This window comes from Kitasatospora sp. NPDC001095 (genome assembly GCF_053598615.1).
The window spans coordinates 13,204-38,108 of record NZ_JBSFKQ010000066.1 but is presented as its reverse complement, the minus strand read 5'-3'; the positions used below and the strand labels follow the sequence as shown (position 1 = coordinate 38,108).

Sequence of the window (24,905 nt, the reverse complement as noted above, 5' to 3'; positions counted from 1 at the left end):
CCCCGTCCAGGGCGGCCGCCCGGCCGGTTCCGCAGGGCTCCGTCGGGCGGCGGGCCTCCCGCCGGACGGTCGGCCCGGTCAGACCGTCAGCGTCTGGCCCGGGAAGATCAGGTCCGGGTCGCCACCGATGGTGCGCGCGTTCTTCCGGTACAGGCTGTCCGTGTCGGTGCCGAACTTGGCCGCGATCTCGCTGAGGGTGTCACCGCTCCGGACGGTGTAGCCGCCCGCGGCGGTGTTCTTCGGCGAGGCCGGCGCGGACTGCGCCGGCTTGGCCGAGGGCTGACCCTTGGGCGCCTGCTGGGTGGCGGCGGGCGCGGCGGGCTTGGCCGCGGGCTTCGCCGCCTTCGTGGTCGGCTTGGCCGCCTTGGCCGCCGTGCCGCCCGCGGTGTCGACGGCGGCCGGAGCGCCGCCCTTGCCCAGGCCCGCCTTCTGCGAGCAGACGGGCCAGGCGCCCGGGCCCTGCGAGGCGAGGACCTTCTCCGCGACGGCGATCTGCTGGTCCTTGCTCGCCTTGTTGGCCTGGGAGGCGTACGCGGTCCCGCCGTACGCGGCCCAGGTGGACGGGGCGAACTGCAGCCCCCCGTGGAAGCCGTTGCCGGTGCTGATGCTCCAGTTCCCGCCGCTCTCGCACTGGGCGACGGCGTCCCAGGTCGAGCTGGTAGCGGCGGAGGCCGAGGTGGCCGTGACGAGGCCGGCCACCGGCAGGGCCGCGACGGCGGCGCCCGCGATGACCGCCATCCGAACGCGGTGGCGCTTGACGGTGGCGGTGGTGTCGGTGGCAGCGGCGGTCTCGTGACGGGGATTCATACAGGTCCTCTCGACAAGTCCCGGGCGGGCATGCGGAACCAGGCCCGGGACATGGGCCGGCGGTCTTTTGCTCACCTCACTCGACGGGCGGCCGGACACGTGTCGGACGTGCCGTGCCGCCCCGGTCACCTCCGCACGCCGACGGCCTGTTCGAGCCGGCCTCGTCGGCGGGCACCGCCCTCGCGCCGCGGGTCAGTCGGCGGGCAGTGCGTCGGGGTGAACCCGGGTGGCGCTCGTTGCGCCGCCAATGAAGCTAGGGGGCATCACCCGGACGCAGCAAGCAATTCTTGGACCTCGCAGGTCAGTTGACTGTTACCGGCGGTATCGATCAAGAAGTTGCGCCCGATTTGAAAGCTTTTGACCGTATTTTCAAGATCAAATGGTCAATTTTCGTGCCCTCGCTCACACCTATCCCTCCGAGAAAGCTGACACACCATCCACGCGGAGGAATCGCCCACTGACGCACTGTCACCACCGAAGCCGGAGTTCCCGGTTCCGCATGGCCACCGAGTGGCATCCATCACGCTCGACACGGCGAGCGAGTGAAAAATTACCCCCAGTTACGGTCGTCAAGCTCCGCGTCCCGCGCCAGCAGCGCCGCCTGGACCCGGTTCTCGCAGCCCAGCTTGGCCAGGATCCGGCTGACGTAGGTCTTCACCGTCGCCTCGCTCATGTGGATCCGCGCCCCGGCGTCGGCGTTGGACAGACCCTCTCCGAGCAGCGCCAACACCTCCAGCTCACGCGGGGTGAGCACCTCCAGCCGGCGCCTCGCCGCCACCGCGCGGGCGGCCAGCGAGGCGCTGCGTCCGGAGGCCAGCGAGTCGACGATGTGCCGGGTGGCGGCCGGGGAGAGGAAGGCGTTCCCGCCCGCCGCCGCCCGGACGGCCTGGATCAGCTCGTTCGGCGCGGTGTCCTTGAGCAGGAAGCCGGCACCGCCCTCGGACACGGCGCGCAGGACGTTCTCGCGCTCCCCGAAGGTGGTGAGGATCAGCGCCCGCGCGCCGGGGGCGACCTTCGCCAGTTCCCCGAGCGCCGTCAGCCCGTCCATCACCGGCATCTGAATGTCCAGCAGCACCACGTCCACCCGGTGCGCCCGCGCGAGCTCCAGCGCCTCGCGCCCGTCCGCGGCCTCCGCGACCACCTCGATGTCGTCGGCGGAGCCGAGGATCATCCTGATTCCGGCCCGGATCAGCGGCTCGTCGTCGGCGACGAGGACTCGGATCACGCTGGTCATTCCCCTCGAACGGTGCTCTTCGGCTGCGGCACCATCCTCACATCCCGGAGAGACCGCTCCGAACTACCCCGATCCGGACCGGCCGGCTCCGAAACCGGCCCGGCCCGGCCCACCGGAGCACCCGCCCGCGCACGGGGGCACTCAGCCCCGGGCCACGTACTCCTGTTTCTCCACCAACGCCCCGTCCCGGAAGCAGAATCGCGCCACGTGCTCCTCGTTCCAGCCGGAGCCGGGCGCACCGTTCAGGACGTACCAGCGGCAGTGCGCGCCCGCCGGCACCTCGGGCCCCGTCCCTTTATAGGAGTCGGTGAAGAAGTCGTTGCCGTGCGGCAGCGTCTGCAGCACCTCGGCCTCGGCGGTGCCGACCCTGATCTGGTCGTACATCGGCTTCTGCACGGTCGCGTCGTTGGTGCCCCGGACGAGGGCGACCACGCCCCAGACCAGCAGCCCGAGCACGATCACCGCGACCGCGACCACCCCGAGGGCACAGCCGATCGCCGGGCTGCGCCGCCCGCGCTCCGGCTCCTCGACGGGCGGCAGCCCGTCCACCATCCAGTCCTCGGCCCCGTCCGCCGCCGCGTCCTGCTCCGCCCCCTCGTACGGCAGCACCCCCGCCAGCCGGAAGCCGTGCTCCGGCGTGGGCCCGGCGTGCACCATGCCGCCGACCAGCCGGGCGCGCTCCCGCAGTCCGGCCAACCCCTGACCGCCGCTCACCGCCGTGCCCGCGCCGACGCGTGCCCCCACGAGCTCCGGCGCGCGGGCGTTCGTCACCTCCACCACCAGCGCGTCCGGCTCGTACCGCAGCGCGACGCCGATCGGCGCGCCGGGCGCGTGCTTGTGGGCGTTGGTGAGCGCCTCCTGCACGATCCGGTACGCCGCGTGGTCGACGGCGGCCGGCAACGGACGCCGCTCGCCCTCCAGGGTGAAGTCGATCCGCGCCCCGGCCGACCGGGAGGACTCCACCAGCCCCTCGACCCCGTCCACCCCGCCGCGGGCCGGCGCCCCGGCGGCGGCCGTCCCGGCGGTCGGCGGCAGCGCCGTCGACTCGTCGTGCAGCACCCCGACCACCTCGCGCAGCTCGCGCATCGCCGCGACCGCCGCCTGGCGCAGCACCCCGACGGCCTCGCGCTGCCGGTCGGTGAGCGTGCGGTCCACCTCCAGCGCGCCCGAGTGCACCGAGATCAGCGCCAGCTGGTGGCCCAGGCTGTCGTGCATGTCCTGGGCGATCCGGTGCCGTTCGCGCAGCCGCGCCTGGTGCACCACCATGACCCGCTCGCGCAGCAGCTGCTCGTTGCGCTCGCGCAGCGCGTCCAGCAGGGCGCGGCGCTGCGCCCGGTAGCGGCCGTAGAGCGCCGGCAGCACGGCGGACACCAGGAAGAAGCCGAGCGACAGCGGCAGGACGAGCTTCGGCGAGAGCGAGGCGACGTCCTTCACCGCGCCCGTCACCGTGAACAGCGCCCAGCCCACGACGAAGGCGCCGACCAGCGACCAGACCCGGCGGATCCGCGCGCCGGCCGTCCAGCCCGCGCACACCAGCATCAGCATCGGCCCGACCGCCCAGCCGGCCAGCGCCGCGGTGGTGAGCAGCACCGTGGCCGGCAGGCCCCTACGCAGGACGAACAGCACCGCGACCGCGAGACCGAGGGGCAACGCCAGGCCGCTGTTGGAGAGCAGCTCCAACAGTGCGGCGAAACCGCCCACCAGCAGGGCGAGCACCGCCTCGCCCACCACCCGCCGGGGCCGCCAGGGCCCCGGCAGAGCCGTCCGTACCGCCGTGTTCCAGGCCCGCGCGATCGCTTCCACCCGTCGAGGCTACCGGTCCGGCCGCGGCGCCCGCCGCCCTCCTTCGTCTCCGCCCCGCGACGACGAAAGTCGCCTGGTCACCGCGGCCGAGTGGCATCCGTCCAGCGGCCGCTCGGGCCGTACTCAGCCGAAGGCCGTGAGCAGCAGCGCCACGTCGTCCACCCGGCGGGTCGAGCCGACCTCGCGCAGCAGCCGCTCGGCCGCCTGCTCCAGTCCCTCCCCGGCCGCGGCCCGGGCCAGCGCGGCCCGCAGCCGGTCCACGCCCTGGTCGATCGCCACCGCCGGGTCCTCCACCAGCCCGTCGGTGTAGAGGGCGAGCACGGCGCCGCTGCCCAGCCGCAGGTCGCTGACCGGGTAGTCGGCCCGCTCGACCACCCCGAGCAGCGGCCCGCCCGGGACGTACAGCGCCTCGGCCTGCCCACCGGGGTGGCGCAGCACCGGCGGGAGGTGCCCGGCCCGGGCGATCCTGGCGAGGCCGGCGGCGGGGGTGAGCCGGACGAGGCAGCAGCTGGCGAGCAGCCCGGGGTCGAGGTCGAGCAGCAGCCGGTTGGTGCGGGCGAGCACCTCGTCGGGCGGGTCGCCGCCGGTGGCGAAGGCGCGCACGGCGCTGCGCAGCTGCCCCATGGTGGCGGCCGCGCCGACGCTGTGGCCCTCGACGTCGCCGATCACCAGGGTGACGTCCGGGCCGGTGACGATCGCGTCGTACCAGTCGCCGCCGATCTCCATGCCCTGGGTGCCGGGCAGGTAGCGGGCGGTGATCCGGATGCCGGGCACCTCGGGCAGCCGGTGCGGCAGCAGTGCCTGCTGCAGGCCGCGGGCCAGGGCGAACTCGGCGTCGTACAGCCGGGCGCGTTCCAGGGCCTGGGCGATGAAGCCGCCGAGCGCGGTGAGCAGGCCGCGCTCCTCGACGGTGAAGGGGCGCGGGCGCTCGAAGCCGATGATGCAGCTGCCGACCGGACGGCCGGAGGCGATGAGCGGCAGGAAGGCCCAGGCGCCCATCTCGTCCAGGGCGAGGCCGGGATAGGTGGCGGCGAGTTCGCGCACCGACTCGAAGAAGATCGGGGTGCGGGTGCTGAGCGTCTCCGAGCCGGGCACCCGGGCGTCGACCGACAGGCCCTCGAAGGCGTCCAGGAAGCCGGCCGGGTAGCCGGTCTGCAGGAGCAGGTTCAGGCACTGCTCGCGCACCGCGTAGATGGCGAGCTCCTGGCCACCGCAGGCCGGCAGGATCTCCTCGGCCACCGCCCGGCACACGTCCCGGACGGTGACCGCCTCGGTGAGCGCGCTGGCCAGCTGCAGCAGGTGGTGGGTGCCGCTCACGCTGTCGCCCACCCCGGTGCGGGTGGCGGGCGGCGGGGTGGCGAGCGGCTCGGCGGCGCCCGGCGGCGCCTCGGCCGCGACCACCCGGCCGGTGACGCCGTGTGCGTCCGGGTAGAGCGAGAAGGCGAGCCAGCAGTCCGGCGGGCGGGCGGCCAGGAAGGCGGTGGGCTGCTGGGAGAACAGGGCGGCGCGGTAGCGGTTCTCGTAGAAGGGGTCGGCGAGCCAGGGCAGCATGTCCCAGGGGCTGTGGCCGAGCAGGTCCTCGCGGCGGGCCCCGAGCAGCGGCTCGACGGCGCGGTTGGCGTAGCCGATCCGGCCGTCCGGGTCGAGCGAGAACACGCCCTCGTGCAGCCGCTCGACGGCGGCCGCGGCGGTGGTCAGGGACCGCACGTCCAGCACCGCGCCGACCAGGTGGGTCCGGCCGTCGGAGATCGCCACGGGCACCCGAGCCCACAGTTCCACCGGGTACGGCAGGCCGTCCCGCCCGAGCACCCGGACGCGGGCGGCCAGCACCTCGCCGTGCTCCAGCGCGACGCGGGCGGCGGCCCGGAACTCCGGCAGGTCGCCGGGCGCGATCCGATGGTTCAGCGCCGCCGCCGTGCCGTCGAACTCGCCCGGCCCGAAGCCGAAGATCTCCCGGAAGCGGTCGTCGGCGGCGAGCGCCCCGGTGGCCAAGTCCCAGTCGAACAGCCCGATTCGGGTGGTCGGCACCGTCGACGACGGCGCCTCCACCACGGCCACCTCGCCGCCCGGCTCCACGGACTGCCCCGGTTCCGCCAACTCGGCCAGCTCCCGGCCGAGTTGGTCCGCCACCGAGGCGAGCTGCCGCGCGGCGGGCTCCGGCAACCCCTCGTCCGAGGCGGGCCACAGCCCGCTCAGCACCCCGAACCGCTCCTCGCCGCACCCCACCGGCACACAGGCCGAGGCGAAGTCGTACGGCAGGCCGACTGCGAACTGCGGGAAGCGCCGCATGGTGTCCTCGGTGTCGGTCAGGGTGATCACGTGCCCGGTCCGGAAGCAGACCGCGACCGGCATCGGCCCCGCGGCGGCCACCCGCCGGAACGGGCTCATCACCGTCGGCGGCACGCCCGCGATCGTGCGCAGCACCAGCGACCGGCGGTCCCGCGAGCGCAGGTACACCAGCGCCCCGTACGCCTCGGTGGTGCCGAGCACCCGGCGCACCGCCCCGGCGAACAGCTCGTCCCGCCGCTGCTCCGCGTGCCGGGCCGGGTCCCGGACGGACCGGGCCGGCTCCGCGCCGGCTCCGGGCTCCGGCGGCCGGTCGGGACCGGTGCGCGCACCAGGGGCCCCACCGGTCGCCTGCGGATGGCACATGCTCTTTTGCTACGCCCGGCCCGGAACGGTGTCAAGGCGAGTGCGCACCGGCCCCGAGCTGCCACGGGGCCCGGCCTGCCCCGGCACGGACGACATGCCGAGCGAATCCCGCCGCACCACCGTGGTCAACCGCAAGGGGCACCGCGACGACCCCGGAGACGGGGTCCGGTCGGCGGCCCGTCGACCGTTTCCCGTTCGATATCCTCCGGGCGGGTGGCGGCGCGAGGCCGCCGGGTGGGGAAGTGGGAGCCGCATGCAGTCGCCGTCGTCCGAGAAGTCCGCACACGGAGCGTCGTGGCAGTGGGACGGGGAAACGGCGGGCGGCGAGGCCTCCGCGGACGTGGTCGCGGGCGGCGGGGAGCGTCTGCGGCCCAGCCGGCGCGGGCTGCTGGTCGGGGCCGGGGTACTCGCGGCGGGCGGGGCCGCCTGGGCGCTCGGCCGTACGGGTGGCGGCGGAGTGCTCCCGTCGCCGGGGCCGAGCAGGCCGCAGCCGACCGCGCTGTCCGGGCCGACGCCGCTCTGGACCTACCGCGGCCCGGAGGCGATGACCCCCGAGCGGCTCACCGACCCGCCGCACCGGCCCGTCTACCTCTCCAGGAACGGCCTGCAGGTCCTCGACCACGACCGGGGCACCGCCGGCCGGCTGCTGGTCTTCGAGCCGCCGACCCCCCGTAACCGGCCCAGCGACAGCGACATGCTCGACAAGGTGGTGTTCGGACCGGAACACCTCTTCGCCACCTACCAGGGCCACGCCGAGGCCCGGCACTTCACCGACCCCGCCGCCGACTGGAGCCTGCCGCTGCCCGACGAGCTCCAGGGCCAGACCCGTCTCGCCGGCCACGACCGCGGCATCCTCTACGGCTACTCGTGGGGCCGCCCGCGGGCCGACGGCACCCCACCGCAGAACCACCTCTTCGCGCTGCGGGTCGCCGACCGCTCCGTGCTCTGGTCCGTCCGCACCGAACAGACGGAACAGCCCGTCACCCCCACGACCGGCCCCAAGCACCCCCTCCTGGTCTGCGTCCGCTTCCTCGGCGGCCGCACCGAGCTGGCGGCCCGCGACGCCCTCACCGGCCGCGAGCTGTGGACCGCCCCCGGCGAGGAGGACCTCCGCTGGTGCGTCACCGGCGCCGAGCGGATCTACGTCCCCGACGGCAGCGGCGGCGTTCGCATGCTGCTCCCCACCGGCGAGACGGGCTGGACCCACTCCCCCGCCCGGGGTGAGTCCTGGCGGGCCCTGCCGCCCGTGGAGTGCGACGGGCAGCTGCTCATCCCGCGCGACCAGGGCACCGTCACCGCCCACGACACGTGGTCCGGCGGGCAGAACTGGTCCTGCCGGCTGCCGTTCCCGCTGGACCGCCGCAACCGTCCGCTGGTCGCCGAGCGCACCCTGTTCGTCCCGGGCACCGCGGCCGGAGGGGTCAGCGCGGTCGACATCACGGCCGGCGAGCTGGAGTGGACCTTCCACGACTCGGGCCCTGGCAAGGACGTCTGGACCGTCGCCGCCGACAAGGACCGCCTCTACGCCGGCCACGACGACATCCTGCACGCCCTCCCGCTGCGCTGAGCGCCGAGCACCCCGACGAGACGGCACGACACGGCAGGATGGCCCGATGCAGGTACGCCCGATCTCCCCCGACAACCTGGCCGAGCTGCTCGCCGACCGCATCGCCGCCCTGCCCGACGCCCGAGGCCGGCGCCTGCGGGTGGCCGTGGACGGTGCGGCGGCCGCCCGTCCTGAGGCGCTCGCGGACGCCCTGGTGGAACCGCTGCGGCTGCGCGGCCATCCGACGCTGCGGGTCTCGGCCGCCGGTTTCCTTCGCCCGGCCTCCATCCGGCTGGAGTACGGCCACCACGACGCGGACGCCTTCCACGACCTCTGGCTGGACGACGGCGCCCTGGCGCGCGAGGTGCTCGATCCGCTGGAGCCGGGCGGCAGCGGCCGCGTGCTGCCCTCGCTGCGCGACCCGGTCACCGACCGCTCGACCCGCGCCCCGTACACCGAACTCCCGCCCGGCGGCGTGCTGTTGCTGGACGGCGCCCTGCTGCTCGGCCGCTGGCTGCCGCTGGAGCTGACCGTCCACCTGTCCCTCAGCCCGGCCGCGCTGGCCCGCCGCACCCCGGCCGACCAGCAGTGGACGCTGCCCGCCTTCGCCCGCTACGAGGCGGAGACCGGGCCCGCCACGGCGGCCGACCTCACCGTCCGGGTGGACGACCCGCGCCACCCCGCGCTGGTCGAGCTGCCGTAGGGCCTGACAAGGATCCGCCGGTCAGGCCCTCCTCTCCGGGGCCGGGCCGCGCTGGCAGTACGGGCACCAGAACACCGCCCGGTCGCGCGGCGGCGAGCCCTGGCGCGCGGCGGCCACCGGGGTGACGCAGCGCGGGCAGGGCCGGCCGGCCCGGCCGTAGACCCAGTGCTGGTAGCCGGGCCTGGTGTCGCCGGTGGTGATGTGGCCGGGGCGCAGCTTGTTGGCCTCCAGCATCTGCCGGGCGCGCTCCACCAGCCGGTCGGGGTGCGGGAGTTCACCGACCTCGGTCCACGGTGTCACGCCCGCGACGAAGCACAGCTCGTTCGCGTAGACGTTGCCGATCCCGGCGAGGTTGCGCTGGTCGAGCAGGGCCTCGACGACCGGGCGGCCGGGGCGGGCGAGGAGTCGGCGGACGGCCTCGACCGGGTCCCAGTCGGGGCCGAGCAGGTCGGGGCCGAGGTGGCCGACGATCCGCCGCTCGTCGGTGGTGCGCAGCAGTTCGACGACGGGCAGCCGGTAGCCGACGGCGGTGCCCCGGTCGGTGCCGAGGACGGCGCGGATCTCCCGGTCGGGGCCGCCGCTCCACCGCTCGCCGGGGCGGTAGAGCACCCAGCGGCCGTCCATCCTCAGGTGGGTGTGCAGGGTGAGGCCGCCCTCGAGGCGGGCGAGCAGGTGCTTGCCGCGCGGGGCGACCTCCAGCACCCGGCGGCCGGTGAGGTCGGCGGTGGCGTGCGCGGGCACCCGCAGGTCGGCGCTGGTCAGCGGCTGCCCGGCGAGGACCTCGTGCAAGTGGGCCGCCACGCGGTAGACGGAGTCACCTTCTGGCATGTCTCCATTCTGGTCCGCGTGGCGGCCCGACGGGTCACCGACCCCCGCCCGCCTACTCCGACTGCTCCGCGTCGCCGTGGGCCTCGCGCACGACGACGACCGGGCAGGGCGCGTGCTCGGTGAGGTGGCGGCTGACCGAGCCGAGCAGCACGCCGGAGAAGCCGCCCAGGCCGCGGCTGCCCACGACGAGCAGCGCGGCGCCCTTGGCGGCTTCCAGCAGCACCCGGGCGGCGTTGCCGGGCGTCACGCTCTCGGTGATCCGCACGCCCGCGTCGTCACCGGCCACCTTGGTGATGGTGTCGCTGAGGGTCTTGCCGGCGATCTCCTCGGGGTTGAAGGTCTCGACGGTCGGTACGCCCTGTCCGGCCCAGCCGTAGAAGGCCGGGTACTCCCAGGCGGCGATGGCGTGGATCGTCCCGCCGACGGCCCGCGCGTAGTCGATCGCCCAGCGCAGCGCCTGCTCCGAGGCGGGCGAGCCGTCCACGCCGACGACGATCCGGGGATTGGCACTCATGCCCTTGCTCCTTCGGTTGCTGCTGATCGGTCCCGACCCTCCGAACATAGATCAAATCGGACAAACGGTCGGTATCTGCCACGCCGCGAGCGGCCCGCCGCATTCAATTCCAGTGTGGGCGCACCGCCGGCGCCTGGGAGGGTGCCGGGAGATCGCCCGGCCGTCCGGTTGCGGGCCTCCGCCGCCCCGGAGCACCGGCGTAGGGGTTCCGTGCCTCCGGCGGCCGGACACCGCGCTACCCCGTCGTCTTCTGCTGAGACATCAACGGCGGTAGGCGGCCCAGGAGTTGGCCATCCGCCGGACCTGCCCCGGGGTGAACAGGGTCATGCAGGAGTCGTAGCTGTAGTCCATGAAGTTGTGGATCGGGTCCAGCCCCGGGCCGGAGCAGGTGTCGCGACCCTCGGGGCAGCCGGAGGCGGCGGTGCGCTCGGGCGGGGTGTCGTCCACGTAGTCGCCGGGGGCCCGGCAGCCGTTCTGGAAGGTGTGGAAGAGGCCGAGCCAGTGGCCGATCTCGTGGGTCGCGGTGTCGCCCTCGTCGTAGCGGGTGGCGGCGCCGCCGGGCAGGGAGGCGTCGAGGACCACCACACCGTCGTCGGTCGGGTTCGTCCGGTACGCGTTCGGGAAGGTCGACCAGCCGAGCAGGGAGTCGCCGAGCCGGGCGCTGTAGAGGTTGAGGGTGCCCTGGTCGCCCTTGCGCAGGGCGGTCTTCATCGCCATCTCGGCCGGCGAGCCCGGGGTCATGCCGGTGTACCAGGAGGCGTTGTCGGTCCAGTCGGTGGCGACCAGCTGGAAGTGGAAGGGGCTCGCGGTGTTGCCCTCGCCCTGGCCGCCGTAGCTCTCGTTGAGGTGGTCGATCTGGCCGGTGACGGCGGCCTGGTCCAACCGCCCGGCGTCGCCGTCGTGGATCACGTGGAAGTGGACCGGAACGGTGGTCGGGGTGCCGACCCGGAGCCGGCCGGTGCCCAGTTCGGCGAGCCGCCGGTCGAGGTCGGCCTGCATCGCCCGGGCCTTCCCGGCGCTCACCTCGTTCGGGTCCCGGACCACCCGGCTGCCGGCCGGCCGACGGTCGGCGGCACCGGTCGCACCGTCGCCGGTCGCACCGGCATCGGCATCGGTCGCACCGGCGTCGTCGTCCGCGCACTCGACGGCTGGAGCGGCGGACTCCCCGGCCGCGGCGCGGTGCGCGGCCGGTGCGGCGAACTGGCTCAGGCCGGCCGCCACGACCAGGGCGGCGGCGCAGGGGAACAGGCGGGGGGCACGCGGGCGCACCCGGGAGGTACGGCGCATCAGCGCTCCTGACGGGGGGAGTTGACGGAGTCCCGGCCGCGCCCGGGGCCTGCTCCGGCCGGCCCGCCGGTGCACGGCGCGGACTCGCCGAGACTACGACGCGGTGAAGTCGATCTCCCGCAGGGCGCGCGCGGCGGCCCGGTCGAGTACCACGGCCGACGCACAGCCTGCCGGCAGCCGTCCGGCCCCCAGGATCAGGTGGCGCAGCCGGGCGATGGCGGCCCGGTTCCGGGCGAAGGCGTAACGCGAGACGCCGCGGGCGCGTCGCCGCTGTCCGTCCAGCGCCTCGGCCGGATCGGCGTCGAGAAGCAGCAGGTGCACCCGGCGGCCCTGCCGGGCGGCGGCGCGGACCAGCCAGGCCCGCACCCACGGCTGGGTGCCGCAGTCGTGCACCGCGAGCGGCCCGCCGTCCAGCACGGCCCGGCGCAGCCGCCGGTAGTGGGCGAGCCGGGCCAGCGGGCGGTAGAGCGCGTACGGCAGGCGGGCCGGCAGCCGGGCCGCGTACTCCTCGCGGACCAGCTGGGAGTCGATCAGCGGGGCACGCACGCAGCGGCGCATCAGGGTGCTCTTGCCGCTGCCGGGCAGGCCGGTGACGACCAGCAGGTCCCCGGCGGGGTAGCGCAGGGCCGCCGGTCCCGGCCCGCGCAGCTCGTGCCGGACGGGCGGCTCGTACGGGCCGTGCGACGGGGGCAGGACCACCCGCTCGTCGGTGCTGCGCGGCGGCGGCACCCTCGGCGCCGCCGCCGTCCGCACCGTTCTCGTCCCGCTCACCCGGTCTCCCCCCGCCGTTCCCCGCTCCTAGGAGCATGGCGCATCCCCAAGAACGAGTAAAGGGCGGAGGTCGGCGCGGGTACGGCCGGCCGGGCGGTGTCCGGGCCGGGCGGTGGGGATCAGCCCAGCTGCGGGGCGATCCGGGCGGCGATCAGCTCCAGGTGGTCGAGGTCGTCCAGGTCGAGGATCTGGAGGTAGACCCGCTCGCAGCCGATGGCCGCGTACCGGCCGAGCTTCTCGACCACCTCGTCCGGGGTGCCGGCCAGGCCGTTCTCCTTGAGCTCCTCGACATCACGGCCGATCGCCGCGGCCCGGCGGGCGACCTCGGCGTCGTCGCGGCCGACGCAGGCCACCAGGGCGGCGGAGTAGACGAGGTCGCCGGCCGGGCGCCCGGCCTCCTCGGCTGCGGCACGGACCCGGCCGAACTGGGCGGCGGTGTCCTCCACCGAGGCGAACGGCAGGTTGAACTCGTCGGCGAAGCGGGCGGCCAGGGCCGGGGTCCGCTTGGGGCCGTGGCCGCCGACCAGCACCGGAACGTGGTCCTGGGCGGGCTTGGGCAGCGCCGGCGAGTCGGTCAGTGTGTAGTACTCGCCGGCGAAGTCGAAGGTGTCGCCGAGCTTGGTGCGCCACAGGCCGGTGATGATCGCCAGCTGCTCCTCCAGGCGCCCGAGCTTCTCCTTCGGGAAGGGGATGCCGTACGCGGTGTGCTCCGCCTCGTACCAGCCGGCGCCGAGGCCGAACTCGACCCGGCCGCCGCTCATCGCGTCCACCTGGGCGACCTGGATCGCGGTGACGCCCGGCAACCGGAAGGTGGCGGCGGTCATCAGGGTGCCCAGGCGGATGGTGCGGGTGTCGCGGGCGAGCCCGGCCAGGGTGATCCAGGCGTCGGTGGGCCCGGGCAGGCCGTCGACGTCGCCCATCTTCAGGTAGTGGTCGGAGCGGAAGAAGGCGCTGAAGGCACCGAGCTCCTCGGCGGTGCGGGCGACCTTGAGGAGGGTGTCGTAGCTCGCACCCTGCTGGGGTTCGGTGAAGACGCGGAGATCCATGCCGGCCATTCTGGTACGGAGCCCCCGGTGATCGGCAGAGCGGATCCGGCGGGCCACGGAACGTATCCGGCCCGTCCCGACGGGCGCGGGCGGGGAGCAGGGACAGGATGTGCCCGGGGTGGCCAAGGTCTCAGCACGGAACCGTCACGGCCGTCCGTTCCCGCTCCGGGGCTCGCCTACCGTGGACGGATGTTCGCCACCTCCGACGATTCCTTCCGGCGCTCCCCCGACGAACCGGCCGGCTGTCCGCTGCCCGGCATCGTGACGGCCTTCTCGCCGCGGCTGGCCGAGTTCGCCTTCGAGCCCGGCTTCGTCGCGGCGGTCGACCAGCACGTGGCGATGCTGCGGGAGCTGCTGTACGCGCAGGGGCCGGAGCTCGCGCCCCTGCCCCTGGACCGTGAGGAGTTGTCGGACTACGCGCTGGGCTTCGTGGACGCGCTCGCCGAGATCGGCTGGCGGGAGCCGGTCGGCCACGACTACGCCGTGCTCCGGCTCACCGCGATCTGCTGGCTGGTGCGGGAGCAGGGCCTCCTGGAGGTCTGAACCCCGGCAGGCCCTGCCCGCGAGCCCGCACTACCCGGGGTTCTGGTCGCCCTCGATGCCCGGCGCGGGTGGGGTGCCCGGGCCGGTCTGGGTGGTCGGCCGGATCGGCTGGTTGGACAGCGCGTCGGAGCGGCCGGCCTGGTAGGCGCTGCCGCGCAGCCGGGCGGTCTCCCGCTCGGCGCCGTCCAGCCACCGCTCCCAGCGCTGGCGCATCGGCAGGATCAGGCCGCCGCCGAAGCCGACCACCAGGATGCCGGTGATGGTGGCGAGCACGGCGATCAGCACCGGGGTGGTGATCGCCGTGGCGATCCCGACCTGGCCCAGCGCGGCGATCACACCGAGGCCGACGATGAACGCCCAGACCGTGGTGGCGACCACCTTGCCGTACGAGGTACCGGACAGCGAGCTGCGCACGATGTCGCGCACGCCGTTGGCGATGGCCATCGCGACCACCACGATCACGACGGCGACGATGGCCCTGGGCAGCCAGGCGACGATGCTGTGGATCATCACGCTGATCGGGTTCGGGCCGAAGACCCCGAACGCCAACTGCAGGGCCATCAGCAGGACGATGTAGTAGACGACCTTGCAGACGATGCCGGTCATGTCGTACCTGGAGCGGAACAGGTGGGCGGCCATCCCCGACCGCTCCGCGACCCGTTCCGAGCCGAGCCTGCGCATCACCCGGTCGAGGAGCTTGGCGATCATCTTGGCCACGATCCAGCCGATGACGAGGATCGCCAGGAAAGCGATGAACTGCGGAATGAACTTGGCGATCTTGGACCAGGCCTCGGTGAAGCCCGACCCGAAGTCGACGGACAGAGCGAGCTGCTGAGCCACGGAGTCCTCCACTCGGTGACACGGCGCCACGAGTGGGCGCTGCCGGCCCCCCCACCTTCGTGGATAGCAGGCGCCCGCTCCGGCCGCTCGCGCCCGGTGTCCGGGATGCTTCCCTCGGGTGAACCGTCCGGCCGTCGGCCCGCGTACAGTGGCGGTCCGGGGGACGGGCCACGGGGCGGGACGGACGGGACGGTGCGGCAGTGAGCGGTACGACGACGGAGCGCGCGGCGGGCCACCGGGCGCTGCACTGGCGGGTCCGGCCGGCGACGGCCCGGGCGGCCGTCCTGGTGCTGCACGGCGGCGAGGAGCGCAACTTCGCCCCGCCCGGGCGCCTCAACCTCCCGCTGGTGCGGATGCACGGCTTCCTGCGCGGCCTCACCCGGGCGACCGCAGACGCCGGCGTCGCCATCGGGACCGTCCGCTACCGCCACCGCGGCTGGAACGGCGAACGGGCCGACGCCGCGCGGGACGCCACCGCCGCGCTCGACGAACTGGCCGCGGTGCTCGGGCCGGTGCCGACGGTGCTGGTCGGCCACTCGATGGGCGGGCGCGCCGCGCTCCAGGCCGGCGGGCACCCGTCCGTCACCGGCCTGATCGCCCTCGCCCCATGGTGCCCGGCCGAGGACCCGTGCGACCAGCTCGCCGGCCGGGACGTGCTGATGCTGCACGGCGACCGCGACACCGTCACCGCGCCCGCCGACACCCACGCCTTCGCCGCCCGCAGCCGCGCCGCGGGCGCCCGGGTCTGCGGCTACACCGTCACCGGCAGCGGCCACGCCATGCTCCAGCGCATCCCCGACTGGCACCGCGCCACCACCCGCCTCACCACCGCCCTGCTCGGCCTGCGCCCCCTCCCCGCCGAGACCGCCTCCGCCCTCGCGCTCCCGCCCGCCTCCCGCGAGGCCCTCACCCTCCCCCTCCCGCCCCAGCCCCGCCGCACCCCGGCCCACCCGGCGAGCCCCTGACGGGGCGACCGCCCCGGCACCGTGCCCTCAGGTCCGACGCAGCGAGCGCCACGAGCGGGAGGCGCCGGCGCTGACGGCCCAGGGCCGTTCCACCACCGTGCTCGCGGCGGAGCCGTTCATCAGCCCATCAGCAACGCTGCGGTGAACAAGCACATCGGCGACACCTTCGCCGAGCCGGACCTGCCGGTGGACGTGGACGGCCACCGGCGGGTGCCGGCGGTGCTGCGCCACCTCGGGGCGTGACGGGGCAGGGGTTTCCTAGAGGGCGTGCCAGAGGGCGGCGACGAAGACGGCCGTGACCCAGGTCCAGAGGACGGAAAGGGCGAGGTGGGCGGCGGTGCGCAGGCGGTCGCCGCGCCACAACCGGGGGGAGAAGTAGACGAACTCGAAGAGCCAGCGGGTGCCCCAGAAGAGGGTCTGGCCGGCCAGCAGGGCGGCGCCGAGCCGGCCGCCGGCGAGCAGGTCGGGGGCCAGGCAGAGCGGGAGCAGGCCGAGCAGGGCGCAGGCGAGGCCGATGAAGAAGACGTGGGCGTAGGAGACCTGGCGGGTCAGCAGGGTGGTGCCGGACAGGTCGGCGGGCCAGTCGATGGCGCGGGGCAGCACCGCGTGGACCAGGCCGATGGTCACGAGGGCGGCGCCGACCAGGCGCAACTGGGCTTCCAGGGTGATCAGTTCGGGCACGGTGCGGGCTTCCGGAAGGTGAAGGCGGTGACCAGGCCGGCGATCCGGCGTTCGGCGGCCAGGCGCAGGCCCGCCTCGGCGGCGTGGCGGAGCCAGGTGGCGCGGGGCAGGAAGTGCCAGGCGCCGGGGCCGTAGACGGCGGTGTTGGCCGCGTCCCGCAGGTGCTCGACCAGCAGCAGGGTGCCGCCGGGGCGCAGGGTGCGGGCGGCCTCGGTGAACAGGGCGGTGCGGTCGGCGGGCCGGCGCAGTTCGTGGGCGGCGAAGACGGCGAACACGGTGTCCAGTTCGCCGGTGCCGGCGGGCAGGGCGCCCGGACGGGCCGGGATGCCGCCGGGGGCGGGCGGGGCGTGGCGGCGGGCGCGGCGGATCGAGCCGCTCGACGTCAGCGCCGGGTCGTACAGGTCGGCGACCCGCCTGCGGGCGGTGGGGTGGCGCTCGGCGATCGGCCGGCTGGCCTCGTCCAGGCCGGTGCTGACCACCAGGTGGTCGCCGGGGCCGTCGGGCAGCAGGGCGGGCAGCCAGTCGTAGCGGTGGAGTTCGGAGCGGTCGTAGACGCACCAGGTGGCGAGGGTGCTGACGGCGAGGTACCCGGCGGCGGTGACGGCGGCCGACCGGGCGAGGGCGGCGGCGGGGCCGGGCAGCCGGCGGGCCAGCGCGCCGGCGGCGGCGACGGTGAGCGCTCCGGCCGCGTACATCGGCCAGTTGTAGCGGACCACTTCGCGCACCCCGGACGGGCGCGGGCCGGCGAGCCCGGCGGTGGACGGGCAGAGGGCGGCCTGGCAGGCGGCGAACCGGCCGGGGCCGTACGGGCGTCGGCTGCTGGGGCGCCGGTCGTCCGGACGTCGGTCGTCCGGGCGGGAGCCGGCCGGGACGGGGGTGGTCATCGGGCGGCTCCGGTCAGGGTGCGGCGCTCTCCGGCGTGCCAGCCGTAGTCGAGGCCGGCGACGTGGAAGGCGTTCGCGAGCACCGGCCGGCTGCCGGCCAGCGGGCCGTGGTCGAAGAAGGTGAGTCGGGACACCTCGACCGCCACCGGGGCCGGGTCCCAGTGGGCGCGGGTGGCCTTGACCACGATCATCGAGCGGGTCTGCGGCTCGTACTCGAAGGTGTAGGGCAGCGGTCCGGCGAAGCGGCGCGCGGCGCGGGCGTCCGCGAAGGGGCTGCCCGGGGGGAGGGCGGCGGGGGCGCTGCCGAGGTCGGCGCGCACGTGCAGGTCCGCGTGGCCGTCGCCGCTGAGCACCTTGAACTCCAGGGTGCCGTCGACCACCCGGGTGCCGATCCGGGCGTGCCGGTAGTGGTAGCGGGAGAAGGCGTTGCCCCCGAGCGTCATCATCCGGCTGTCGGTGTCGGAGCGCAGGATGCGCAGGCCGCGCATGGTGCGGCCGCCGGGGGTCGGGAAGCGGGTGAAGACGCGGTAGCCGGTCAGGATGAAGTCCCGGCCGAGGCGGGCGGGCAGCGCGGCGGGGCGCAGTGCCCGGGTGTCCACGACGGCGGCGGCGACGAAGCCGTGCTCGGTGCCGTCGGGGTCGGTGTAGGTGTCGAGGGCGAGGCCGGGCGGCACCAGCGGGGCGAGCAGGTGGGGCGGCAGGGCGTAGGTGAGGACGAGCGAGTGCGCGAAGTGGGTGCGCATCGCGAAGGGGTGGCGTTGCAGCAGGTGTCGCACGGTCGACTCCGTGGTCTGGTGCGGGGATTCGGAGCGTGACTTGGCAGCACGGGACCGCCCTTCGCCGCAGGCCGCGGCGGGGGTGTTCTCGCGCTCCCTCATCATGGCGCACGACTTTGAACGTGTTCAAGTTGGGGTGGAGGGGTGGTGGCAGGGGTGGTGGCAGGGGTGGCGGAGGCGAGGTCAGGCCGGGTCGTCCCCGGGGCCGGGCCGCCCTCCGGGTCGGGGCCGTCCGGCGGCCGGCCGCCGGACGGCCCCGACCGGGCAGTCCGACGGCTCGCGGACGGGGTGCCCGGTTGCCGGAGCGGACACCCGGCGGGCAGCGGTCCCGGGGGGCTCCCGCTCCCGGGCGAACCACTCGGGGCCGCTCCCCGCTCCCCCCACACGGGTGGTTTCACCCTCCGGGCCCCGCTCCGGGACGGTCGGTGGACGGATGATCGGTCCCGGGTCCGTACTGGGCGGCCCGGGAAGGACGGATCGGGACGATGAGCACGACGCGGCGCTCGATGCTGGGCGCGGCACTGGCCGGCCCGCTACTGGGCTGGCTCACCGGGACGGCGGCCGGTGCCGTTGACGGCGGCACCGACCGCGCCGGGAAACTGGGCACGCTCACCGACGGCTGGGTGGAGGTCCGCTGGACCGCGGAGGCACAGGCCCAACTGGACCGCTTCCACGCGATGGTGGACGTCGTCGCCCCGGCCCGCATGGTGCTGGACGACCGGGGCCCGGCCGTCCACCTGCCGATCCGCTCGGCCCAGGGCGACCCGTCCCTCGCGAACCCGCCCAAGGCGCGCGGCGACGGGGCGCTGGACGGCGGGGTCTCCGTGCGCACCTCCAAGGGCGACTACCGGGTGGTCAACCTGGCCGGCGCGATCCAGGACGGTCTGGGCTCCGGCCGGTGCGAGGTCGGCGGCGCGGAGATGGGGCACCGCTCGGCCTTCCGCTGCGGCCTGGCGGAGGGCAAGCTGACGGCCCAGCCGGTGCCGGCCGGGCATCCGATGCAGGTCCGGCTCAGCGGGGTCCCGCTGCGCCCCACCCAGGAGGCGGTGGACGCGTACACCGCGAACTTCGGCGCGCACCCGGTCACCGTGGACACGGTGCTGGCGTACGTCACGGCGCAGGGGGTGTACACCCCTCCCCCGGCCGTGAAGGAGCAGCAGCCGTAGCGGGCCGGTCGCCGCGGGGTTCCGCGGACTCCTGGGCTTTCCGGGGATTCCGGGGATTCCCGGGTTTCCGGGACTGGGCGGGCACGCCGCCGCCGAAGCGGCGCTCGCGGGCCGCGTAGGCGCGGACGGCCTCGCGCAGCCGGGCGAGGTCGTAGTCGGGCCACGGCGTGGAATCGAACAGCAGCTCGGCGTAGGCGAGGTGCCAGGGCAGGAAGTTGCTGATCCGCTGCTCCCCGGAGGTGCGGATCAGCAGGTCGACGTCCGGGAGGTCCGGGAGGTACAGGTGCCGAGCGAGGTCGGCCGGGCCGATCTCCTCCGGACGGATCCCGCCGGCCACCGCCTCGGCGGCCAGGCCCCGTGCCGCGGCGGCCAGTTCCTCGCGTCCGCCGTAGTCCACGCAGACCGTCAGGGTCAGCGTGCCGTTGTTGGACGTCAGGCTCTCCACCAGCGCGATCGAGGAGGCCATCGACTCGTCCACCCGATCCCGCCGGCCGCACCAGCGGATCCGCACGCCGAGCGCGTGCAGGCCCTCCGCGCTGCGGGCGAGGCCGTCGGCCAGCGAGTCGAACAGGGCGGTCAGCTCCTCCGGCGGGCGGTCCCAGTTCTCGGTGGAGAACGCGTACAGGCTCAGGTGGCGGACGCCCAGCCGCAGCGCCGCGTTGACCAGGCGCAGTGCGGCCCGCTGCCCGGCCTGGTGGCCGTACCGGGCGGGCAGCCGCCGGGCCTCGGCCCACCGGCGGTTGCCGTCCATGATCACGGCGACGTGGGCGGGCGCGCCCTCGGCGGGCACGGACCGGGTGCGGCGGTGGGGCGTGCTGCCGTCGGGGCTCAGTGGGGTGAGGCCGTCGATCAGGACGCGTGAACCCACCAGGGTCACTTCGTCGTACTGGAGCTGGGCGCCGAGCAGCACGGTCTGCAGGAACGGGCGGCAGGCGGGGGCGACGAGCCAGGTGGCGGGCAGGGCCTTCTGCAACAGGCGGTGCATCCGGGCCTGTTGGCTCTCCACCAGCTCGTCCAGGGCGGCCCTCCGGTCGTCCCGGCGGTCGTCCCGGCGGTCGTCCCGGCGGTCGCTGAGGCGCTCACCGCGGCAGTCGTCCCGGCGGTCGCTCCGGCCGAGGTCGGCGGTGGTCAGGCCGAGCCGGCGCAGGTCCTCCCGCGGCAGGTAGCAGCGGCCGGCCGCGAGGTCGAGCGGGAGGTCCTCCAGGATGTCCGCCAGCTGGCAGGCCTCCCCCAGCGCGGACAGCGCACCCGTCGCCCGCGGGCCCCGCGCCCCCAGCAGCGGGGCCCACAGCTCGGTGATCGTCCCCGCGACGCCGCGAAGGTGGCGGCGCTGGTCCTGGTGGGTCTCGAAGGCGGGCGGGCGGGCACCGTCGGCCCCGGTGGCGTCCAGGAACTCCTCGACCAGCGCCCGGTCCAGCTCCCAGTGCCGCACGGTGTCCACGAAGGCCCGGCGCAGCGGGTGCGCACTGCGGCCGGCCGCCAGCTCGGCCAGGGTGTCGGCCCGCCAGCGGGCGAACCGGCGCCGGCGCTCGGCGGGGTCGGCGGCTGCCCGGTGGGTGTGGGCGGCTTGGGCGGCTGCCCGGTCGGTGTGGGCGTCGCCGTGGTCAGGGTGCGACCGGGCGTCGTCGGCGATCCGGTCGGCGCGGGAGGCGAAGGCGTTGAGGGCGTGGAAGTACGGCCGCACCTCGGGCGGCAGCGCGTCGCTGATGGCCCGCAGTGAGGCCAGGTGGCCGGCCACCTCCCGCTCGCAGACCCGGTACGACTCCGCCAGCTCCGGCGACCTGTCCACCGCCGCCGACCCGCTCCCCGCCATGCCCGTTCCCCCGTCTCCGTCTCCGCCTCCGCCGACACCGTGCGCCGTCTGGTCAACGAGACGAGGGCGGATCGGTGGCGTCACCGCCGTCGTACACGGCGACGGCAACAGCGACAGCAACCGCAGCGGCAACCGTCACGGCAGCCGTACGGTGAACGCCGTGTGCCCCGGCCGGCTCGCCACCTCCACCGTGCCGCCGTGCGCCCGGACCACGGCCCGGACGATCGCCAGTCCGAGCCCGGTGGAGCCGGTGGCGCGGGAGCGGGCCCGGTCGCCCCGGACGAAGCGCTCGAAGACCCGCTCGGCCAGCTCCGGCGCGATCCCCGGACCGTCGTCAGTGACGCTCAACTCGACCTGCCCGTCCGACCGTTCCATGCGCAGCCGGACCTCGCTGCCGGGCGGGGTGTGGGTCCGGGCGTTGGCCAGCAGGTTGGCCACCACCTGGCTCAGCCGGTGCCCGTCCCCGCGCACCACCACCGGGTCCTCGGGCAGGGCGAGCCGCCAGCGGTGGTCCGGCCCGGCGGCGCGGGCGTCGGCCACCGCGTCGAGGGCGATCCGGGTCAGGTCCACCTCCTCCTCGGCCAGTGGGCGGCCTGCGTCCAGCCGGGCGAGCAGCAGCAGGTCTTCGACGATCGCCCCCATCCGCAGCGCCTCGGCGTCGATCCGCTCCAGCGAGTGCCGCACCTCCGCCGGCACCGGCCCGGGGTGGCGCAGTGCCAGCTCGGCGTGGCCGCGGACCGCCGCGACCGGGGTGCGCAGCTCGTGGCTGGCGTCGGCGGCGAAGCCGCGCAGCCGCTCCTCCACCGCGTGGCGGCGGGCCAGCGCGTCGCCGACGTGGCCGAGCATCCGGTTGAGCGAGGCGCCGACCCGGCCGACCTCGGTGCGCGGGTCGTCATCGGGCACGCGTTCGGCGAGCAGCACCTCGCCGCGGGCGAGCGGCAGCGCGCTGACCCGCTCGGCCATGCCGACCACCCGTCGCAGGGGGCGCAGCGAGAAGCCGACCCAGGCGGCCCCGGCCGCGCCGGCGGCGGCGACGGAGATCGCGAAGACGGTGAGTTCCAGGGTGGCCAGCCGCTCGACGGTCTCCTCGGCCGGGCGCAGTGGCAGGCCGCTGACCAGCACGTCGCCGTCCCGTCCGGCGACCGCGCGGACCCGGTAGTGGCCCAGGGCTCCGCCGAGGTCGAGGGTGCGGGCCGGGCCGTTGACGGGCAGGGCGGCCAGCGCGTGCTGCCGGTCGGGGGTGAAGGTGACCCGGTCGTCCTCGTCGCCGGGGTCGTCCACGTCGTCGGCGTCCCCGTCGACCACGCCCGCGGCGCTGACCCGGCCGTCCAGCAGCCGCACGCCGAGGGTGCCGGGGGTCTGGGCCCGGGTGTCGGGGCCGGCGCCGTGGCCGGTGTGCTCCAGGCTCGCGGCGTAGCGGCCGCCGGACTCGGCGAGTTGCTGGTCCAGGCGGTCGACCAGGAAGTGGCGCAGCGCGGCGGTGGTGGCGAGGCCGACGGCGGCGCAGGTGGCGACGAGCAGCACCAGCAGACCGGCGATCAGCCGGGCACGCAGGGTGCGGGGCGCCAGCGCGGAACGCAGGGTGCGGGACGCCGGCCGTACGGCGCGGTCCTGTTCGGCACCGGCCCGTACGGTCGTCACGTCGCGGCCTTGATCAGGTACCCCGCGCCGCGCACCGTGTGGATCATCGGACTGCGGCCCGCGTCCACCTTCTTGCGCAGGTAGCTGATGTACAGCTCGACGATGTGCGCCTGCCCGCCGAAGTCGTACGACCAGACGGCGTCCAGGATCTGCGCCTTGCTGAGCACCTGCCGCGGATGGCGCATCAGGTGGGCGAGCAGCGCGTACTCGGTCGGGCTGAGCTCGACCGTCTCCCCACCCCGGGTGACCTCGCGGGCCCGGTCGTCCAGAACGAGGTCGCCGAGCACCAGCGCGTGCGGCGGCGGCTGCCCGGCCGCGGCGGGCGGGGCGGCCCGGCGCAGCAGGCCGCGCAGCCGGACCACCACCTCGGCCAGGCTGAACGGCTTGGTCACGTAGTCGTCGCCGCCGGCCGCGATGCCGGCGATCCGCTCCTCGACGGCGTCCCGGGCGGTGAGGAAGAGCACCCGCACCTCGGGCTGCTCGGCGTGGATGCGGCGCAGCACCTCCAGGCCGTCGAGGTCGGGCAGCATCACGTCGAGCACCACGGCGTGCGGCCGCCAGGCGGCGGCGGCCTCGACGGCGGCCAGGCCGGTGGTCGCGCCGCGCGCCTGCCAGCCCTCGTAGCGGACGGCGCCGCTGACCACCTCCACCAGGTCCGGTTCGTCGTCGACGACCAGGACCCGCCAGTCGGGGCGGTCGACGGTCTCGTCCACGGGGCTCCTCGGGTCCACAGGGCTCCTCGGGTCGGTGCTGCGCATGGTTCATCCTGGCCGGTCCCGATGAGAAACCGGTGAGACCTCCGCATCGGTCCGGCAGCCTTCGCACCTTGCTCTGACCTGCGCCGATGCCCACGCGGGCGGGCTTCGCGGGCGGGCCGGTTCAGAGCCTACTCAGAGCTTGCGGTGCGATCGTGGTCGGCCTCGGCGGCACCCGCCGCCGGGCCCTGAGGAGGTTCCCGATGACCACTGCCGCCGCGCCGAAGCCGCGGCCCGGGCCCCGGCCGGCCCCCGACCGCCGGGGCCACCGGGCGGCGCCGCGTCCGCTGTTCGCCCTCGACCCGCGCGCCGTGCTCGGTCTGATCGCCGTGGGCGGGCTCGGCGTGCTCGCGCTGTGGTGGAAGGGCACGCCGGCGGTGGTCGGCGCGGACGGCTGGCTGACCGGCGCGGGCCGGATCACCGGGCTGCTGGCCGGCTACGCCGCGCCCGTGCTGCTCCTGCTGATGGCGCGGCTGCCGCCGGTGGAGCGCGGGGTCGGTGCGGACCGGCTGGCGCGCTGGCACGCCTTCGGCGGGCGCTGGATGGTGGCCCTGGTCTCGGCGCACGTGCTGACGGTCGTCTGGGGCTACGCGCTGACCGACGGGCGCGGCCTGGTCGACGAGGGGGTGGAGCTCGTCTTCCACTACCCCGAGATGATCAAGGCGACCCTGGGCACCCTGCTGCTGCTCGGCACCGGCGCGGTCTCCGCCCGGATCGCGCGCCGCCGCCTCCCGTACGAGGCCTGGTACTACCTGCACCTGGCGACCTACCTCGCGGTGGCGCTCGCCTTCTCCCACCAGCTGGCCACCGGCGCCGACCTCGCCGGCGGCCCCGGCCAGGCCGCCTGGTACGCGCTCTACTTCGGTACGGCGGCGCTGGTCGGCTGGTTCCGGCTGCTGCGGCCGTGGCTGCTCGACCGGCGGCACGGCCTGACGGTCGCCGAGGTACGGCCGGAGGGCCCCGGCGTGGTGTCGCTGTTCCTGAGCGGCCGGCGGCTGGACGAACTGCGTGCCGAGCCGGGCCAGTTCTTCCGGCTCCAGTTCCAGGCGCCCGGGCTGCGCTGGGCCGCCAACCCGTACTCGCTGTCCGCGCCGGCGCACCCGCACTTCCTGCGCTTCACGGTCAAGGACCTCGGCGGGCACAGCGCAGCGGTCGCCGCCCTGCGCCCGGGGACCAGGGTGCGCGCCGAGGGCCCGTACGGGGCGTTCACCGGGCGGCGGCTGCGGCAGCGCCGGGTGCTGCTGCTCGGCGCCGGGGTGGGGATCACCCCGCTGCGTGCCCTGTTCGAGACCCTGCCGGGCGAGCTGACGCTGGTCCAGCGGGCCCGGCGGCCGCAGGACGTACTGTTCCGGGCGGAGCTGGCCGACGTCGCCCGGCGGCGCGGCGCGACGGTGCACGAGCTGGTCGGCCCGCGCGAGCGGGTCGGCGACCTCGGGGCCGCGCTGGCCCGGCTGGTCCCGGACCTCGCCGAGCACGAGGTCTACCTGTGCGGCCCGGATGCCCTGACCGAGGAGGCCGTCCGCGCGCTGCGGGCGGCGGGGGTGCGGCCGGGGCGCATCCACCACGAGAGCTTCTCCTTCTGAGCCCGTTCGGTCTTCCGAGCGGCCGTTGCCAAGAGCCTCTTGCCGAGCGCCTCTTACCGAGCGCCTC

22 protein-coding genes are annotated in these 24,905 nt (G+C 75.5%); 6 read left to right on the top strand and 16 right to left on the bottom strand.

Features of this window, described 5'->3' with window-relative positions:
* Positions 1–78: 78 nt before the first annotated feature.
* The 4 genes from ACWDBB_RS33215 to ACWDBB_RS33200 form a co-directional block, all read right to left on the bottom strand.
* A complete protein-coding gene (locus ACWDBB_RS33215; RefSeq protein WP_449793124.1) occupies positions 79–807 on the bottom strand; it encodes a LysM peptidoglycan-binding domain-containing protein in 729 nt (242 codons plus the stop codon).
* Between the two features lie 550 nt (positions 808–1,357).
* Complete coding sequence (locus ACWDBB_RS33210; protein WP_449793128.1) at positions 1,358–2,032, bottom strand: response regulator transcription factor; 675 nt, start codon at positions 2,030–2,032, stop codon at positions 1,358–1,360.
* Positions 2,033–2,182: 150 nt separating this feature from the next.
* Positions 2,183–3,844 carry a sensor histidine kinase gene (locus tag ACWDBB_RS33205; protein WP_449793123.1) on the bottom strand — a complete coding sequence of 554 codons (1,662 nt, stop codon included), beginning with the start codon at positions 3,842–3,844 and terminating at the stop codon, positions 2,183–2,185.
* A gap of 123 nt (positions 3,845–3,967) precedes the next feature.
* Positions 3,968–6,496, bottom strand: a complete 2,529-nt coding sequence (locus ACWDBB_RS33200) for a SpoIIE family protein phosphatase (RefSeq protein ID WP_449793122.1) — start codon at positions 6,494–6,496, stop codon at positions 3,968–3,970.
* Positions 6,497–6,749: 253 nt separating this feature from the next.
* On the opposite strand from ACWDBB_RS33200, the gene ACWDBB_RS33195 reads away from it, so the two are divergent.
* Complete coding sequence (locus ACWDBB_RS33195; RefSeq protein ID WP_449793121.1) at positions 6,750–8,063, top strand: outer membrane protein assembly factor BamB family protein; 1,314 nt, start codon at positions 6,750–6,752, stop codon at positions 8,061–8,063.
* 46 nt (positions 8,064–8,109) lie between these two features.
* Complete coding sequence (locus ACWDBB_RS33190) at positions 8,110–8,745, top strand: uridine kinase (RefSeq protein WP_449793120.1); 636 nt, start codon at positions 8,110–8,112, stop codon at positions 8,743–8,745.
* Between the two features lie 21 nt (positions 8,746–8,766).
* Here the strand turns inward: ACWDBB_RS33190 and ACWDBB_RS33185 are convergent, their stop codons facing one another.
* The 5 genes from ACWDBB_RS33185 to ACWDBB_RS33165 form a co-directional block, all read right to left on the bottom strand.
* The gene (locus ACWDBB_RS33185) at positions 8,767–9,573 is read right to left on the bottom strand and encodes a DNA-formamidopyrimidine glycosylase family protein (RefSeq protein WP_449793119.1); all 807 of its coding nucleotides are present in this window, start codon (positions 9,571–9,573) and stop codon (positions 8,767–8,769) included.
* A gap of 52 nt (positions 9,574–9,625) precedes the next feature.
* Positions 9,626–10,087 carry a universal stress protein gene (locus ACWDBB_RS33180; RefSeq protein WP_449793118.1) on the bottom strand — a complete coding sequence of 154 codons (462 nt, stop codon included), beginning with the start codon at positions 10,085–10,087 and terminating at the stop codon, positions 9,626–9,628.
* Between the two features lie 261 nt (positions 10,088–10,348).
* Positions 10,349–11,374, bottom strand: a complete 1,026-nt coding sequence (locus ACWDBB_RS33175; RefSeq protein WP_449793117.1) for a zinc metalloprotease — start codon at positions 11,372–11,374, stop codon at positions 10,349–10,351.
* A 93-nt stretch (positions 11,375–11,467) separates the two neighbouring features.
* Positions 11,468–12,145: an AAA family ATPase gene (locus ACWDBB_RS33170; RefSeq protein ID WP_449793116.1), complete on the bottom strand. Its 678-nt coding sequence runs from the start codon at positions 12,143–12,145 to the stop codon at positions 11,468–11,470.
* Between the two features lie 119 nt (positions 12,146–12,264).
* Positions 12,265–13,191, bottom strand: coding sequence for an LLM class F420-dependent oxidoreductase (locus ACWDBB_RS33165; protein ID WP_449793115.1), 927 nt, complete (start codon positions 13,189–13,191; stop codon positions 12,265–12,267).
* A 189-nt stretch (positions 13,192–13,380) separates the two neighbouring features.
* Here ACWDBB_RS33165 and ACWDBB_RS33160 point away from each other — a divergent pair, with 189 nt between their 5' ends.
* Positions 13,381–13,734, top strand: coding sequence for a DUF6401 family natural product biosynthesis protein (locus tag ACWDBB_RS33160; RefSeq protein WP_449793114.1), 354 nt, complete (start codon positions 13,381–13,383; stop codon positions 13,732–13,734).
* A 30-nt stretch (positions 13,735–13,764) separates the two neighbouring features.
* On the opposite strand, the gene ACWDBB_RS33155 is transcribed toward ACWDBB_RS33160, so the two are convergent.
* On the bottom strand, positions 13,765–14,574 hold the full coding sequence (locus tag ACWDBB_RS33155; RefSeq protein WP_449793113.1) for a membrane protein: 810 nt from the start codon (positions 14,572–14,574) through the stop codon (positions 13,765–13,767).
* Between the two features lie 200 nt (positions 14,575–14,774).
* Here ACWDBB_RS33155 and ACWDBB_RS33150 point away from each other — a divergent pair, with 200 nt between their 5' ends.
* Complete coding sequence (locus ACWDBB_RS33150) at positions 14,775–15,539, top strand: alpha/beta hydrolase (RefSeq protein WP_449793112.1); 765 nt, start codon at positions 14,775–14,777, stop codon at positions 15,537–15,539.
* A gap of 258 nt (positions 15,540–15,797) precedes the next feature.
* Here ACWDBB_RS33150 and ACWDBB_RS33145 read toward each other — a convergent pair whose 3' ends face one another.
* The 3 genes from ACWDBB_RS33145 to ACWDBB_RS33135 are packed head-to-tail and all read right to left on the bottom strand — an operon-like array spanning position 15,798 to position 17,880.
* Entirely contained in the window at positions 15,798–16,220 is a 423-nt protein-coding gene (locus ACWDBB_RS33145; protein ID WP_449793111.1) for a hypothetical protein, read from the bottom strand.
* On the bottom strand, positions 16,208–17,104 hold the full coding sequence (locus ACWDBB_RS33140) for a class I SAM-dependent methyltransferase (protein ID WP_449793110.1): 897 nt from the start codon (positions 17,102–17,104) through the stop codon (positions 16,208–16,210). Before ACWDBB_RS33140 ends, ACWDBB_RS33145 begins: the two co-directional genes overlap by 13 nt.
* Complete coding sequence (locus ACWDBB_RS33135) at positions 17,101–17,880, bottom strand: DUF2071 domain-containing protein (protein ID WP_449793109.1); 780 nt, start codon at positions 17,878–17,880, stop codon at positions 17,101–17,103. Before ACWDBB_RS33135 ends, ACWDBB_RS33140 begins: the two co-directional genes overlap by 4 nt.
* 485 nt (positions 17,881–18,365) lie before the next feature.
* On the opposite strand from ACWDBB_RS33135, the gene ACWDBB_RS33130 reads away from it, so the two are divergent.
* On the top strand, positions 18,366–19,046 hold the full coding sequence (locus tag ACWDBB_RS33130) for a hypothetical protein (protein WP_449793108.1): 681 nt from the start codon (positions 18,366–18,368) through the stop codon (positions 19,044–19,046).
* Here ACWDBB_RS33130 and uppS read toward each other — a convergent pair.
* The 3 genes from uppS to ACWDBB_RS33115 all read right to left on the bottom strand — a co-directional run bounded on the left by uppS (position 18,991) and on the right by ACWDBB_RS33115 (position 23,258).
* Positions 18,991–20,859, bottom strand: coding sequence for a polyprenyl diphosphate synthase (gene uppS / locus ACWDBB_RS33125; protein ID WP_449793107.1), 1,869 nt, complete (start codon positions 20,857–20,859; stop codon positions 18,991–18,993). The genes ACWDBB_RS33130 and uppS overlap by 56 nt on opposite strands.
* A gap of 135 nt (positions 20,860–20,994) precedes the next feature.
* Complete coding sequence (locus tag ACWDBB_RS33120) at positions 20,995–22,440, bottom strand: sensor histidine kinase (protein ID WP_449793127.1); 1,446 nt, start codon at positions 22,438–22,440, stop codon at positions 20,995–20,997.
* Between the two features lie 56 nt (positions 22,441–22,496).
* Complete coding sequence (locus ACWDBB_RS33115; RefSeq protein WP_392923462.1) at positions 22,497–23,258, bottom strand: response regulator transcription factor; 762 nt, start codon at positions 23,256–23,258, stop codon at positions 22,497–22,499.
* A gap of 200 nt (positions 23,259–23,458) precedes the next feature.
* On the opposite strand from ACWDBB_RS33115, the gene ACWDBB_RS33110 reads away from it, so the two are divergent.
* Positions 23,459–24,838: a ferredoxin reductase family protein gene (locus ACWDBB_RS33110; protein WP_449793106.1), complete on the top strand. Its 1,380-nt coding sequence runs from the start codon at positions 23,459–23,461 to the stop codon at positions 24,836–24,838.
* The last annotated feature ends 67 nt before the right edge of the window (positions 24,839–24,905 follow it).

Bases quoted from the DNA above. Each gene is read 5' to 3' on its own strand.
- ACWDBB_RS33180 (WP_449793118.1), bottom strand. From the start codon at position 10,087: ATGAGTGCCAATCCCCGGATCGTCGTCGGCGTGGACGGCTCGCCCGCC.
- ACWDBB_RS33195 (WP_449793121.1), top strand. From the start codon at position 6,750: ATGCAGTCGCCGTCGTCCGAGAAGTCCGCACACGGAGCGTCGTGGCAG.
- ACWDBB_RS33110 (WP_449793106.1), top strand. From the start codon at position 23,459: ATGACCACTGCCGCCGCGCCGAAGCCGCGGCCCGGGCCCCGGCCGGCC.
- ACWDBB_RS33165 (WP_449793115.1), bottom strand. From the start codon at position 13,191: ATGGATCTCCGCGTCTTCACCGAACCCCAGCAGGGTGCGAGCTACGAC.
- ACWDBB_RS33115 (WP_392923462.1), bottom strand. From the start codon at position 23,258: ATGCGCAGCACCGACCCGAGGAGCCCTGTGGACCCGAGGAGCCCCGTG.
- ACWDBB_RS33175 (WP_449793117.1), bottom strand. From the start codon at position 11,374: ATGCGCCGTACCTCCCGGGTGCGCCCGCGTGCCCCCCGCCTGTTCCCC.
- ACWDBB_RS33140 (WP_449793110.1), bottom strand. From the start codon at position 17,104: ATGACCACCCCCGTCCCGGCCGGCTCCCGCCCGGACGACCGACGTCCG.
- uppS (WP_449793107.1), bottom strand. From the start codon at position 20,859: ATGGCGGGGAGCGGGTCGGCGGCGGTGGACAGGTCGCCGGAGCTGGCG.
- ACWDBB_RS33200 (WP_449793122.1), bottom strand. From the start codon at position 6,496: ATGTGCCATCCGCAGGCGACCGGTGGGGCCCCTGGTGCGCGCACCGGT.
- ACWDBB_RS33185 (WP_449793119.1), bottom strand. From the start codon at position 9,573: ATGCCAGAAGGTGACTCCGTCTACCGCGTGGCGGCCCACTTGCACGAG.
- ACWDBB_RS33130 (WP_449793108.1), top strand. From the start codon at position 18,366: ATGAGCACGACGCGGCGCTCGATGCTGGGCGCGGCACTGGCCGGCCCG.
- ACWDBB_RS33160 (WP_449793114.1), top strand. From the start codon at position 13,381: ATGTTCGCCACCTCCGACGATTCCTTCCGGCGCTCCCCCGACGAACCG.
- ACWDBB_RS33190 (WP_449793120.1), top strand. From the start codon at position 8,110: ATGCAGGTACGCCCGATCTCCCCCGACAACCTGGCCGAGCTGCTCGCC.
- ACWDBB_RS33215 (WP_449793124.1), bottom strand. From the start codon at position 807: ATGAATCCCCGTCACGAGACCGCCGCTGCCACCGACACCACCGCCACC.